General features: G+C 62.0%; 9 protein-coding genes. 6 read left to right on the top strand and 3 right to left on the bottom strand.

Translation table 11 applies throughout. The annotated features are described in order from the left end of the window. Positions 1-16 precede the first annotated feature (16 nt). Genes J4E63_RS27905 through J4E63_RS27895 form a run of 3 tightly spaced genes read left to right on the top strand, consistent with a single transcriptional unit; the run spans position 17 to position 1,789 of the window. Positions 17-658, top strand: coding sequence for an FMN-binding negative transcriptional regulator (locus J4E63_RS27905; protein WP_207283936.1), 642 nt, complete (start codon positions 17-19; stop codon positions 656-658). A 2-nt stretch (positions 659-660) separates the two neighbouring features. Next, positions 661-1,107 carry a GNAT family N-acetyltransferase gene (locus J4E63_RS27900; protein WP_207283935.1) on the top strand — a complete coding sequence of 149 codons (447 nt, stop codon included), beginning with the start codon at positions 661-663 and terminating at the stop codon, positions 1,105-1,107. A 10-nt stretch (positions 1,108-1,117) separates the two neighbouring features. Further along, the gene (locus J4E63_RS27895) at positions 1,118-1,789 is read left to right on the top strand and encodes a GNAT family N-acetyltransferase (RefSeq protein ID WP_060739977.1); all 672 of its coding nucleotides are present in this window, start codon (positions 1,118-1,120) and stop codon (positions 1,787-1,789) included. A 61-nt stretch (positions 1,790-1,850) separates the two neighbouring features. Here J4E63_RS27895 and J4E63_RS31015 read toward each other — a convergent pair whose 3' ends face one another. Together J4E63_RS31015 and J4E63_RS27885 are read right to left on the bottom strand one after the other, a co-directional pair. Next, on the bottom strand, positions 1,851-6,803 hold the full coding sequence (locus J4E63_RS31015) for an OTU domain-containing protein (RefSeq protein ID WP_259334260.1): 4,953 nt from the start codon (positions 6,801-6,803) through the stop codon (positions 1,851-1,853). Positions 6,804-7,086: 283 nt separating this feature from the next. Beyond that, a complete protein-coding gene (locus J4E63_RS27885; protein ID WP_207283934.1) occupies positions 7,087-7,986 on the bottom strand; it encodes a homocysteine S-methyltransferase family protein in 900 nt (299 codons plus the stop codon). Between the two features lie 113 nt (positions 7,987-8,099). Here J4E63_RS27885 and J4E63_RS27880 point away from each other — a divergent pair, with 113 nt between their 5' ends. The 3 genes from J4E63_RS27880 (at position 8,100) to J4E63_RS27870 (ending at position 12,292) form a co-directional block, all read left to right on the top strand. Then, positions 8,100-8,921 carry an ABC transporter substrate-binding protein gene (locus tag J4E63_RS27880; protein ID WP_207283933.1) on the top strand — a complete coding sequence of 274 codons (822 nt, stop codon included), beginning with the start codon at positions 8,100-8,102 and terminating at the stop codon, positions 8,919-8,921. Continuing rightward, positions 8,918-9,751 carry an amino acid ABC transporter permease gene (locus tag J4E63_RS27875; protein ID WP_060739974.1) on the top strand — a complete coding sequence of 278 codons (834 nt, stop codon included), beginning with the start codon at positions 8,918-8,920 and terminating at the stop codon, positions 9,749-9,751. Before J4E63_RS27880 ends, J4E63_RS27875 begins: the two co-directional genes overlap by 4 nt. Before the next feature lie 498 nt (positions 9,752-10,249). Then, positions 10,250-12,292: an autotransporter domain-containing protein gene (locus J4E63_RS27870; RefSeq protein ID WP_310650719.1), complete on the top strand. Its 2,043-nt coding sequence runs from the start codon at positions 10,250-10,252 to the stop codon at positions 12,290-12,292. 199 nt (positions 12,293-12,491) lie between these two features. Here J4E63_RS27870 and oadA read toward each other — a convergent pair whose 3' ends face one another. Next, positions 12,492-14,300, bottom strand: coding sequence for a sodium-extruding oxaloacetate decarboxylase subunit alpha (gene oadA, locus J4E63_RS27865; protein WP_207283931.1), 1,809 nt, complete (start codon positions 14,298-14,300; stop codon positions 12,492-12,494). Between the last annotated feature and the right edge of the window lie 4 nt (positions 14,301-14,304).

The raw sequence follows: 14,304 nt of genomic DNA, 5'->3' as shown, positions 1-14,304 counted from the left end.
GCCAAGGAAAATCATCATGTACAACCCCAAAGCCTTTGCCGTCGAAGACTTGCCCCAATTGCACCAGATGATGGGCGATTGCCGCTTGGCCGTGCTCGTTACCCACGGTGAACACGGTTTGCAGGCCAGCCATCTGCCCCTGTTGCTGGACACGCAACAGGGGCCGAACGGCACCCTTTACGGGCACATGGCCCGGGCCAATCCACAATGGCGCGACTTGGAAGCCGGCGCCGAGGCCCTGGTGATATTCGCCGGTGCCGAGGCCTACGTCAGCCCGGGTTTCTACCCGAGCAAGGCCGAACACGGCAAGGTCGTGCCGACCTGGAACTACGTGGCCGTACACGCCTACGGCAGCGCTGAGGTGTTCAGCGATGCGCAGCGCCTGCGCAACCTGGTCGGCGCCCTCACCGACCGCCACGAAACCGCTCGCGAGCAGCCGTGGAGAATCGACGATGCACCGCCGGAGTACATCGACAGCATGCTCAAGGCCATCGTCGGCTTCGCCCTGCCCATCCAGCGCCTGGAAGGCAAGCGCAAGCTCAGCCAGAACCGCAGCCTCGCGGATGTCGCCGGGGTACGCAACGGCCTTGCCGCCAGCCCCGACCCGCAGGACCAGACGCTCGCGCGGCTGATGCCTGATCCATCGTCCAAGGAGTGAACATGAGCCAGATTGAAATCCGCCTCGTCAGCGCCAACGATCACGCCGCGTGGTTGCCGCTGTGGCAGGCCTACCTGCGTTTCTACAACACCGAGCTGCCGGAGGCGGTCAGCCAAAGCACCTGGCAGCGCTTGCTCGACGACCGCGAGCCCACCCACGGCGCCCTCGCCTGGAACGGCGACACGGCAGTCGGCCTGGTACATTTCATCTACCATCGCTCGAACTGGAGCATCGAAAACTCCTGCTACCTGCAAGACCTGCTGGTGACAGAACAGAGCCGTGGCACCGGGGTGGGTCGCCAGCTCATCGAATTCGTCTACACCACCGCCAAGGCCGATGGCTGCTGCAAGGTGCACTGGTTGACCCACGAAACCAACGCCACGGCGATCCAGCTGTACGAGCGCATCGCCGAGCGCCCAGGCTTCATTCAATTTCGCAAAGCCCTTTAAGGAGCACCCCATGTCGTCTTCACTCGCTGATTGGAAAGGTGTCCCGGCGCCGTCTGCGCAGTTGCTCGAAGGGCGTTTCATCCGCCTGGAAAAACTCGATCCGGCGCGGCATGCCGACGGCCTCTGGCAAGCCCTCGAAGGCCCCGGGGCCGACCCGAAGCTCTGGGATTACTTGCCCTATGGCCCGTTCAAGGATCGCGGCGCGTTCGATGCCTGGCTGAACAACCACGCCGCCAACACCGACCCGTATTTCTTCAGCGTGATCGACCGCGCCAGCGGCGAGGTGCAGGGCATTCTCAGCCTGATGTCCATCGTCCCGGCCCAGGGTCGCATCGAGATCGGCCACGTGACCTTCGGCGCACCGATGCAGCGCTCGCCGAAAAGCACCGAGGCGGTCTACCTGCTGGCCAAGGAGTCTTTCGCCCTGGGTTACCGCCGGCTGGAGTGGAAGTGCAACAACGGCAACGCTCGCTCCAAATACGCCGCCGAGCGGCTGGGGTTCACGTTCGAGGGTGTGTTCCGCCAGCACATGGTGGTCAAGGGCCAGAACCGTGACACCGCGTGGTATTCGATGCTGGATTCGGAGTGGCCCGCCATTGGCGCCGGGTTCGAGCAGTGGTTGAGCGAGGCCAATCAGCGCGACGGCGGACAGGTGCGCAGCCTGGCGCAATGCCGCGCATAGGTTTAAGTGACGGATGATCGCCAGCGCGAACCGCTTCGCGCTGGCGATCGATCAGGACGCGCTACTTCGGCTTGGACGGCTTCCTGCGCTCCAGGAACCCTGCGAGCGTTTCGTCGCTTACCCCGGGGCGGGCGTAGGGCCATGCCCATTGTGGTATCTCGCCATTGATATTCACATAGCGAGCCAGGTTCAACCGGCTGTGATCGGCACGATGGTTAGTGAATTGAAAGTTGTGGAGAAAGTGCTGGGCCTGTCTTCGGGTCACGACGTACGCGTCCATGATCAGCTGGTGCGCCAGGGCTTCTTCCTCGACCAGGCTGTCGATCAAGGCTTGGGTAAACGCCGCCTCGGAACTTAGCGAACCCGCCCGCCCGAGGGCGAAGCGGATGTTGTCGTCGGTGAACTGCGGCCCCATCAGGTCTTCCCAGATGCCCCTGGCGCTCTGGAGCGTGATACCGGGCATATTCTGTAGAGAGCCCCATATATCCAGCGTATCGAGCACGATGGCGATCCGGCTATTGGGAACGGGCCCACCGGCAACGCTGAACAGCCTGGCGATCGCCGCCATGTCACTGTCCTCGACATACCGGGTACCGCCAAGAAAGGTGAAGAAGTTCGACACTGCAGAGCGCTGATTGAACAGGCGACGCAGGTTCCGGTCATTGAACCGCCGCATCCAATCGATATCAATGCGGCCCCGGTTCGCCACTTCCTGATACCGGCTGCCGGCATACTCGGCAATCACCTGCAGGCGCGCATCGGACAACGCCGGGGTGCGTATCCATTGCGAAACGACATTCAAGGGCAGCAGCCCGCCCAGGTTGGAAGCAATCACCGGAGACTGCAGCAGGATATTGGCCCGCCGCAGCAAGATCGGGTAACGCCCAAGGACAACGGTCAACAGATCGACCAGGTCTTCAGCCCGGTCGTAATAGATAAACTGATCCAACAGGTCCGAAGCGTCGTCCATGACATCGCCGGTCTCGCGCTCGTATCGCGTCTTCACTTTTGCCAGATCGTCGCTTTCCACCAGAAGCGCGCCATTGAGCAGCTCCTCCATTTGCTCGTAGCTGAGGTGACCATGCAAGGCCTGGTCGTACGCAACATAGCCCAGCTGGTTCTTGGGGTGGTGATCGGTCAGCTCCCGGGCCCGGACGCCGTACTCGAGCATGATATGGAGCACGTCCTGGGACAGCATCAAATACTCATTGTTGAGCAGTTCGGTGACCTCCTGGTGCAGGACCGGTCCCAACAACGTGTCCTCGAAGAAGGTTCGCAGTGCTTGATCTTTCAACGAGTAAAAAGGCGTGCTGCTCAATGGCAGGCGAACGGGCGTGCGCGGCGACAGATAGCTGCCGATCAGGCGCAGCATCTCCGGTGGCAGGTTGGCGCCTTCGGCCTGATTCAAGTAGCGGCGCCCCATGTCCAGGGCATACTGATTCAGGCGGTTCAAGACCGGTTGAAACAGACCCTGGGGATTGGGCGACCCAAAGACGATTTGCGTCAGGTCCAATACCGCCGACTCGCCCAACAAATTTTCCAGCGCCGGGGCGTTGTAAGCCAGTGCCTGTTGCATCGCAGTGGGCTGCGCCACCAGGTAGTTCCCCATCTCCGGATGCTGGTCGATATAGTCGGCAATGTCATTGCGCAGTCGCTGCATCGTGAATCTTCGTTGCACCGGCCCCTCGTTCAGGCCCCGGGCGACCGCGTTGAAGAAGCAATTGCCGTCGGCCGGGAACAAGACTTCATTATCCTGATCCAGCATCAACGTGTAGTGGTTTTCACCCGTGCGCAGCAGCACCACGTCGGTGCTCGATCTAAGCGGATGGGTGCGCATCGGATAGCCGACTTCATCCTGTCCCGGCGTAAAGCGTACGGACCAGTCCTGGTGCCCGCGCCTTTGATCGATGATCAACAGACTGCGGTTCTGCGGCCAATTCGGAAGGCGGGTGATGACGGACGGCACCAGATCCATGATCTCTACGTCCCATTGGTTGGGCGTACGGATCAGGTCGGAAACGGCGCGAAGCAACGATGTGGCCGGTCGCTTGGGTGCCGACGGGCCCGCTTCAGGGGAACCTGGCTGCGACCGTTTGCCCCCGCCCATGCCAAACCCTACGGCACGCCACTCACCATCGGGCGCGCGCGCCACGGTGCTGCGCATCACGCCACTGGAGCGAATGTTCACCCCCGTGACAGGGTCGACGATGTTGGCCTCGGTAGCCCTGATCGGCGTGTTGTCGTGGACCCGGAACACCGTCCCATCAGGTTGGCGTACGAACACAGGCCGGGTCACGCTGCCGGTGGCGCCATCGGTAATCACCGGTCGATAGAAGCCCTGGGCATCGGCTGGCAGGCTCTGGATCAGCGTGGTATCCGCCACGGCATAGCGGCGATAAAGCGCCTCCTCCAGGGGCAATCCGATCGATGCTTCAGCCTGGCTCTGCTGCGCCGTTATTGCCCGGAATGAGGCCTGCCCTCGCAAGTTGACGCTCACGCCGCCGAAGCCTGTCGTGGTGCGGGTGTTTGCCACCCGATGGACGAATACCAGCGTTGCCAGGTCCGTCGGAACCCCGCCGGTCTTGACCACCAACAGGCCCGTGCGGATGGCACGCGTGAGCAGCTGGAACCCGGGAATCAGCAGCAGGCCGGCCAGGTCCATGACGATCTCCACCACCATCATCACGATCCGCGCCGCGGTTTGCAGGCCGATATCGCGGTTGCTGTTGGAGCGGTGGTCCGCGTAGGCACTGTGGAAATTGACGTGGGCCCGGTGAAGCTCTTCAAGTACATCGCCGTTGAGCAGATAGCCACGGATCAGTGGCCGACCGCGGTGCTGGCCCAGCGCACGCTTGATCTCCTCCTGGTCGAGGGTCGAAATGCGCGAGCGGAAATACGCTCGCCACTCTTGCTCTTGCAGCAACCCTGTGACGCCATCGCTCAGGTCGGCGAATTCGTGAAGGTCATTGCCATGAGGACTGTCCGGGAAGTAAACGCCCACGGCCCCCTTGATGTCCGGCCCGCTCTGGTCTGAAAGGATCAGCGCGCCGTCAATGGTGACCGCGTTGCCCATGGTGCCACGTTGCAAACCGACGGTTCCGCCCAGCAGCAGGCCATGGACGTGCACCCTGCGCCCACCTACCAGCGCACGTTTCGCAGCGCTGGGCGCTTGCAAGACCGCTTCCAGCCATTGCGCGACCAGCTTTTGCGATTTGGGTGGGTCGCACACTTCATCGATCACAGTGGCCTTGAACACTTCGTCGCCCTTGAGCACCGCCTCGTAGCCTTTGAACTCCAGACTGGCGCGGTAGGCGGTCTGCCAAGCAGCCTTGTATCGAGGCTGGTTCATTTGCTCGCGAAGCAGAATTTCGTAGTTGCCACCGGCATCGATGCTCGACGCCATCCTCGCCAGCTCACCGCCCGTCAAGGTGATCAGAAAACCGCTCGCCGGGTGACGCACGCGTTGTCCATGTTTATCGACCAGCTGGACCGCCAGCACTTCGCGCATGGCGTTGGGGTACTGCGGCGGGCGCAGGTTATCGAGCATCAACTGGGTCAGGCTGCTGACCCGCGACTGTCTCGGGTTGGCTGCATCACCGAAGGAAAACCGGATCATGGTTCGGTCAGGATCCAGGTCCAGGCGCGGATGGATGGTTCGCTGCAGGTATTGCCTGATCTTCTGGTGAGTGAATTGCACCAGCGTCGGAATATCGCTGCCCAGTGCATAGACCGCCTGGAATACCTGCCCTTCCAGACGGCGATAGCGGACCTGCTCGGCAAACGTCGCCATTTTGTAGAAGCCGGGGCGACGATTCTCCGCCAGGTTTTCCTGACGAGTCGCCAGTGGCCCGGCCAAGGACAACATGGGTAAACCCAAGGCGTCTTCGGCTCGTTGAGCGAACACGCGCACGGCGAGGGTTTCGTTGCCTGGCGCATTCAGGGCCCTGTCCAGCGCAGCGCTTTGGCTCTGCAACAGGTCCGCCGACGCCACTTCAAAGACATGCCCGGACAGCTCCATGGAGATATCCAGGATCGTGCGTTCCTGGCCCTGGACGCTGGGCCGCACGTGAGCGACCAGATCCTGGAATGAACGAAATCGCTGCAGCCCGTGCTCCAGGGAGTACAGGAACAGCGACTGCCTGTCGGTGAACTTGATCACCATCGCCGCGGGCCATTTCCGCGGCGAGGCCATGCCCTGGTCGAGCAGGACGGCATAGACATGGGGAATGGGCGCCCGTAGCAGCCGGTTCCTGTCAGCCTGGGAAGGATGGGTGGTGATGAGGTCCAGCAGGCGATCGTCATCGGCCTGCTGGATTCGCGCGGCTTGGCTGAGTGGAGCGGCAGGATCCCGATCCGCTTTATACAAGTTGAACAGGTGCAGGAATCGTTGGGAAAGCAATTGGGCGAGGACCGCTTCAGCCGTGGACGGTGCGGTCGCCTCGCTGGCGTCGCCCCGGTTCTTGCCCAGGCGAAAGCGCGCCAGTTCGTCACGGAACTGACGTATTACCCGTTCGTTCGCGGTGGGCCGGGGAAAATGGAACACCGACTCCAAGGCCCGTAGCATCTGCGCGTCCGGTTGCCGGGCGAATACATTGTCGGCCTCCTCCAGCGAGTCCGGACGGGTGAAGAAGCCGACGCCACCGTTCGTGAAGTCAGGCGCGGTGTCGCTGAGCAAACCGTTGTGCAGGACATCGGTGAAACGCTCCGAGGACGTCAGGGTGCGGCCACCGGCCTGGTCCGTGGTGAAGCGGTTCACGTAGCAGTTATCCGGATCGATATCCGCGAGCAGCGATGGGCGGAATCTGTCGGCGGGAATCTTCGCCTTGAGCAGGCTGACCAGCAGGTTCCCAAGCACCCCGTCGAACGTGGGAAGGCCTGCAAACAACCGGGTGAGTTGAATCTGGTTGGTGTCCAGCAACTCCAGTTGCCTGAGTTGCACCCTTGCCTGGGCGCTGAGCGGTTCGCCCTGGGGGACGACGGCGTTGGCCGGGTCGCCTTTGGAGAAAGTAGCCATCTGAATGGTCCGGTTCTGATTGAAGAGTCCGGACCCTATCGCGCCGTTCGACCCGAAACGGCATACATATGTATGGCTTGGCTACGTCATTCAACGAAAAACGTAATCGCGGATGTCGCTCAGCTAAGCCACAGCCCCGTGGGAGCAAAGCTTGCTCGCGATTGCTGGGCACGAGCCAGTACCGGTGTCGACTGACTTATCCACTCGCGAGCAAGCTTTGCTCCCACAAGCTTTGCATCGTTTTGACGATTGATTCATTCATCTGCCGACATCGCCAGACGGCTCAACCCAGTTGCTGTGCCAATACCGCAATATGCTCCGGCCCGATCCCGCAGCAGCCGCCCAAATGGCTGGCCCCGCGCTTGCGCCAGTCCGCCGCCCATTGCAGATAACCCGGTGGATCGAGGTCTTCGCGCAGCGGGTCCAACCCGTCGTTGGCGGTCGCTTCTTTGGGTTGCGGCGGAAAGGCGTTGGCGTAGGCGCCGATGTGGATCGCCACGCCCAGGCGCTCGAAGGTATCGCGGGCAGCGTCAATCGCCGCGCCGATCACTTCCGGCTGGCTGCAGTTGAACAGCAGCACTTCGACGCCCAGTTCGGCCGCCACTGCCGCGGCGTCTGCCACCGGTTCGCCGGAGCGCAGGCGCGGCACTTCATCGGTGTCTTCGTCTTTCAGGGTGAACGACAGCCAGAACGGCTTGCCGTCCTTCGGCAACCCGGCGTGGATCGCCCGCGCTTCAACGGTCGAGCTTTGGGTCTCGGCCAGCCACAAATCGATGTGGGGGGCCAAGCCGTTTACCAGGGGCGCCAACAGTTCACTGGCGCGGGAAGCATCGAACAGATCCGGCCGATAGGAACCGAACAGCGGCGGCAGCGACCCGGCCACGCGCACCGCTTTGCCTGAGGCCTGCACCGCCCGTTGCGCCAACTCGCCAGCCAATGCGGCCAGGGCCTGGCCTTCGGCGGCGAAACGCGCTTCGCCAATATGGAACGGCACCACCGCATAGCTGTTGCTGGTGATCACGTTGGCGCCGCTGGCGATGTAGGCCGCGTGCACGGCTTCAACCGCCTGGGGCGCTTCGCTCAAGGCCAGGGCCGACCACTCGGGCTGGCGGAACGGCGCGCCCCGGCGTTGCAGTTCGCGGCCCATGCCGCCATCGAGAATGACTGTCGTTGCTGCGCCCATATGCGATTCACTCATAAGCTTATGAAAAATACTCACTACCGGAGTTGTTCTTATAACTATTTAATACGCACCATTCAGAGAACTACAACTTATTTTTCTAACAGGGCCCTCACATGAAACGACAACCATTGCTGGCCCTGGGCCTGACGCTGCTGGCCGCCTCTTCGCAAGTGTTTGCCGGTGCCACGCTGGATCGCATCGAACAGAAAAAAGAACTGGTCGGCGTGTTGATGGAAAGCTATCCGCCCTTCTCGTTCCTCAACGATCAGAACCAACTCGACGGATTCGACGTCGACGTGGCCAAGGCCGTGGCGCAGAAACTGGGGGTGAAGCTGCGCCTGGAGACGCCGTCCTGGGACGTGATCGCGGCCGGTCACTGGAGCGGGCGCTATGACATCTGCATCTGCTCCATGACGCCGAGCAAGGCCCGCGCCGAAGTGTTCGACTTCCCGGTGCAGTACTACGCTTCGCCCGCGGTGATCGTGGTCAACGCCAAGGACGACCGTATCCACGGCGCCAAGGACTTGAGCGGCAAGAAAGTCGGCCTCACTAGCGCCTCCAGCTACGAAAGCTACCTGAACAAGAACCTGGTGATCGAAGGTGCCGAGGATACCCAACTGAGCTACCCGTTCGAGGACGTGCAGATCGCCCCGTACGACACCGACAACGTGGCGTTCCAGGACCTGGGCCTGGGCGCCGGGGTGCGCCTGGACGCGGTGCTGACCAACCTGGTGACGGCGCAGCCGCGCCTGACCGAAGACAAGCGCTTCAAGCTGGCCGGCGAGCCGCTCTATTCCGAACCGAACTCGGTGGCCATCGAAAAAGGCGACGCCCAATGGGACAGCAAAGTGCGTGAAGTCTTCGCCCAGTTGAAACAGGACGGCACCTTGAGCAAACTCTCGCAAAAATGGATCGGCGCCGACATCACCCAATGACTTCTTTTCCACCCCCTCAGCCACCGCCATCGGTGGCTGAGTCACGCCTGCAAAAAATCTTCGGTTTTCGCACCCGGCTGTATTTGACTTGGGCGGCCATGCTGGTGCTGTTCGCGAGCTTCTTCCTGAGCTTCGACCTGAAGTTCTCCATCATCCTCGACAAACTGCCGAACCTGTTGGGTGTGCACCTGGCGCCCAATGGCTTTTTGCAGGGTGCGGTGCTGACGTTGTTCCTGTGCCTGTGCTCGATCGTCGCCTCGTCATTGCTGGGCTTCATCACCGCCCTGGCGCGGCTGTCCAGCAGCGCGGTGGCGTTCGGCATCGCCAGTTTCTACGCGTCGTTCTTTCGCGGCACGCCGCTGCTGATCCAGATCCTGCTGATCTACCTGGGCCTGCCCCAACTGGGCGTGGTCCCGGGCGCCATCGCCGCCGGGATCATCGCCCTGTCGCTGAACTACGGCGCCTACCTGAGCGAAATCTTCCGCGCCGGCATCCTCGGCGTCCCCAACGGCCAACGCGAAGCCTCCCTCGCCCTGGGCCTGAGCGAAACCGTGATCTTCTGGCGCGTCACCCTGCCCCAGGCCATGCGCACCATCATCCCGCCGACCACCAACCAATTCATCTCGATGCTCAAGGACTCTTCGCTGATCTCGGTGATGGGGGTCTGGGAGGTGATGTTCCTGGCGCAGTCCTATGGTCGTTCCAGCTATCGCTACATCGAAATGCTCACCACGGCGGCGATCATTTACTGGTTGATGTCCATTGCGCTGGAGCTGATCCAGGCGCGGATGGAGCGGCATTATGGGAAGGCGTATCTGAATAACCGCTGAGCTGTTGCCAGAGTTGCCGGTATGACTCACCCACACGGCACGGTACAAAACCCTGTGGGAGCGAGCTTGCTCGCGATGACGTCGGCACAGCCAACATCATCGCAAGCTGCCTCACCGCTATCGCGAGCAAGCTCGCTCCCACAGGAGATACGCGTTCATTCCTAACCAGGCACACCGAGCCTAGGCGAGGTGCCGGGTGTTGGGACATTGCTCCGTCAAACGCCGGTCAAATAGAAAGGTCCGTGCGGGCTGTAAGGCAAAGCTTCGAACCATGAAAGCCAACGAACCGCCACGCTGATCGCAGCATGAGCAGCCTACAGATTTCATCCGCCGAATCTTGCCCACGGCGAGAAAGTGGCTGGCATCGCCGCCCAGGTGAAATTTTTAAAGTGCGACCTCTTCCATCAGAGGTTCCATTCGATGCCTACCCAGCACCTGTTTCTGCCCCAGCATCTCGCGCTGGCAATTGCCTTGGCACTTGGTTGTGTCGAGGTTTCGATGGCGCAGTCCGTTGACGGGCCACCCCGTCCATTCGAAACAACCGCCGAAATGCAGGCTCGCCTCAAGGCGTTCGCAGCTACGCCGGGCATCAATATCAAGCGGGTCATCAACGCCCAGGAAATGCCGCTGTCGCAGGACGACGGCGACGATCTGGTGCTTGTCAGCAGGCAAGGCGAACTCGTCGGGCTCACCGACGGTGGTGGCGGTGCCAATGTCTTGCAACTGGAGATCGCCAAGGGCGGCGAGTTAGGCGAGATACGCAATATCCAGGATGTGTATTTGAAGCGAGGCGAATGGTCGAACGGCAAGGACTTCGACAGCCGCAGCCTGATTGATTCGAACGCCAAATTGATCAACACCGGCCGTATCGGTGGCGCGGTTCACGTTCTGGGTGAGTTCGCTAACCAGGGCTTCGTCACCGGGCCGGTCTTCGTGGGGAAAAAGGCCAGGTTCAGCGGCAGCGGAACGGTCGACGCGCTGGACGTGGCGGGCTCGATGGAAGTCGGTCCTGATATGGGCGCCCCGTCAGTGGTCAACGACCTCAGGTTTTCCAAGGGCGCGACGCTGGTCTATGGCGTCGACGCAAAGAAAGACAGCGCCACGATCAAGGTCGGCGGCACCGCCACCCTGGACAATGCCATCTTGAAAATCGCAGCCGTACCGGGCGAATACATCGACACGAGCAGGCACATCGTGATCGACGCGGATACGGTCGAGGGGGAATTCGGGAAGATCGTCAATGACCTTGCGTACATGACGGCTACAGTGGACTACACCACAGGAAAACAGGTCGGCCTGACCTACACACGTAACAATGTCCCGCTCGAACAGGCCGCGACCACTGATAGCGGCCAGGCACTTGCAGCCAGCATCCTGGCGCCAGCCCCAGAAACCGTCGTCACGGCAACAGCCCCACAACCGCCTGCCACCGAGCTGCAACCCCATCACGTCACACCCAAGCCCGCGGAACCCGCAAAAATCGCCAGCGCCACGCCTACCCCCGCCAGCCAAGCGCAAACCACCCAACCGGGCCCCAAGCCCAACGCCGCCATCAACGCCCTGCTCGGCAGCAACCTGGTCACCGCCGCCGATGCCCTCGACCAGTTGAGCGGATACGACACAGCCGACCTGGGCAACGCCACGCTGAGCAGTGTCGTTCCCATCAGCACCGGGATACTCGCGGCCATGGGCCAGAACACTTCGCAGAGCGCCCATGGCAATGGGCAGGTCTGGGTCCAGGCCATCGGCAACAGTGGCCGTATCGGTAAGCATCTGGACGACTCCGCGCTAAAGCATTCGACAACAGGTTTGCTGCTGGGAACCGACTGGGCGATCAACCCGACTTGGCGCCTGGGGGTCATTGGCGCCAAGAGCGAGACGCGGCTGGACGGTCATCGATTCGATGGCCGGCTCGACAGTTGGCATGTCGGCGCCTATGCCTTGCGCCAGGATGGGCCGCTGGCGCTACGCCTGGGCGCGGTGTATGGCGATCACGACGGCAGCACCAAGCGCCACGTGGCTTTCAACGGTTTCAGCGATCGACTCAAAGGTCGTTACGACGCCAACACGCAACAGGTCTTCGGGCAAGTCGGCTACAACCTGGACGTCGGGCATTTCGATATCGAGCCCTATGTCCAGTTGGGTTACCAGCGCTACCAACGCGATCACTTCACGGAGAAAGGTGGCGACGCGGCGCTGCGGTTCGAGAGCCAGACCCAAGACCACTACACCAGCGAACTGGGCCTGCACCTCGCCCGCCCCTTCGTTCTTGACCAGGGAGCGCGGTTGACGCCGCGCCTGAATGTCGGCTGGAAACACCTCTATGGCGACGTCCGAGGCAGTTCTCGTCAACGTCTGGTCGACGGCGGCAAGCCCTATACCGTCGAGGGCATCGAGCTGGACCGGGACAGCTTGCTCCTGGAAGCCGGCCTGGACCTGGCCGTTTCGCCACGACACACCTTGGGGGTGAGCTACCAGGGTGAAACCGGCCAGGACAATCGCAACAGCGCGCTGATGGGGCAGTGGCGGATGATGTTCTGACTCATTTTGGGCAGACACCACCATCCCCTGTGGGAGCGAGCTTGCTCGCGAAAGCGTCGGCACATTCAACATTTTTGCTGGCGGTCACACCTCTTTCGCGAGCAAGCTCGCTCCCACAGGGGGACCGCGCAAAGCCAGGCAAAAAAAAAGGGGAGCACATGCCCCCCCGAGGTTAAAACGTTGTATCGAGGCTGTTCAGTCAGCCTTCGATCTCGATCAGGATCTCGCCCGGGTTGACCCGGTCGCCCTTGGCCACATGAATGGCAGTGACCTTGCCGGCGATGGCCGCCTGCACTTCGGTTTCCATCTTCATGGCTTCGGTGATCAGCACCGCTTGGCCGGCCTTCACCACGTCGCCCTCCTTGACCAGGACATCGACGATGTTGCCCGGCATGGTGGTGCTGACATGGCCCGGCGCAGTGGCTTGCTTGCGCTTGCTGCTGCCGCCGCTGACAAACTCATTGAGCGGTTCGAACACGACCTCTTCCGGCATGCCATCGATGGACAGGTAGAAGTGACGCTTGCCTTCGGCCTTGACGCCCACACCGGTGATGTCGACGCGGTAGGTTTCCCCGTGAACGTCGATGACGAACTCGGTCGGCACACCTTCGCCGCCCGCGGAGCTGACGCTGCCCGCCTCGGGGATCGGCAGCAGCACTTCCGGGGTCAGGGTGCCGGCGTCGCGTTCTTCGAGGAACTTGCGACCGATGTCCGGGAACATGGCATAGGTCAGCACGTCCTCTTCGGACTTGGCCAGCGCACCGATTTCGCCACGCAGCTTGGTCATTTCCGGCTTGAGCAAATCGGCCGGACGCACGTCGATCACCTCTTCGCTGCCGATGGCCTGGCGACGCAGCTTTTCACTCACCGAACCCGGCGCCTTGCCGTAGCCGCCCTGCAGGTAGAGCTTCACTTCGTTGGTGATGGTCTTGTAGCGCTCACCAGCCAACACGTTGAAGAACGCCTGGGTGCCGACGATCTGCGAGGTCGGGGTCACCAGCGGCGGGAAGCCGAGGTCTTCGCGCACCCGCGGGATCTCCGCCAGCACTTCGTTCATCCGGTTCAGTGCGCCCTGCTCTTTCAACTGGTTGGCGAGGTTGGAGATCATCCCGCCCGGTACCTGGTTGACCTGGACGCGGGTGTCCACGGCGGTGAACTCGCTTTCGAACTGGTGGTACTTCTTGCGCACGGCGTAGAAGTACAGGCCGATTTCCTGCAACAGCTCCAGGTCCAGCCCCGTGTCGAACTCACTGCCTTTAAGGGCCGCGACCATCGATTCGGTGCCCGGATGGCTGGTGCCCCAGGCGAAGCTGGAGATCGCGGTGTCAATGTGATCGGCACCGTTTTCGATGGCCTTGAGCTGGCACATGGCGGCCAGGCCGGCGGTGTCGTGGGAATGGATGAACACCGGCAACGATTGCTCGGCCTTCAGCGCCTTCACCAGTTCGCCAGTGGCATACGGGGTCAGCAGGCCGGCCATGTCCTTGATCGCCACCGAGTCGCAACCCATGGATTCCATCTGCTTGGCCTGGGCCACGAACGCCTCGATGGTGTGCACCGGGCTGGTGGTGTAGGCGATGGTGCCCTGGGCGTGCTTGCCGGCGGCCTTCACCGCTTCGATGGCGACCCGCAGGTTACGCACGTCGTTCATCGCATCGAAAATACGGAACACGTCGATGCCGTTGACGGCGGCCTTGGCCACGAACGCCCTGACCACATCATCGCTGTAATGACGGTAGCCCAGCAGGTTCTGGCCGCGCAGGAGCATCTGCAAGCGAGTGTTGGGCAGCGCCGCGCGCAGTTGGCGCAGGCGCTCCCACGGGTCTTCCTTGAGGAAGCGCACGCAGGCGTCGAATGTCGCGCCGCCCCAGACTTCCAGCGACCAATAGCCGACTTTGTCGAGCTTGTCGCAGATAGGCAGCATGTCTTCGGTGCGCATGCGGGTGGCGAGCAGCGATTGGTGGGCGTCGCGCAGGATTGTGTCGGTAACAAAGATCTTCTTGGACATGGTC

Source organism: Pseudomonas sp. FW300-N2F2, from assembly GCF_017351655.1.
Classification (GTDB): Bacteria; Pseudomonadota; Gammaproteobacteria; order Pseudomonadales; family Pseudomonadaceae; genus Aquipseudomonas; species Aquipseudomonas fluorescens_AA.
Note: the sequence above shows the minus strand (reverse complement) of the source record. Positions and strands in the feature narration are given on the sequence as shown.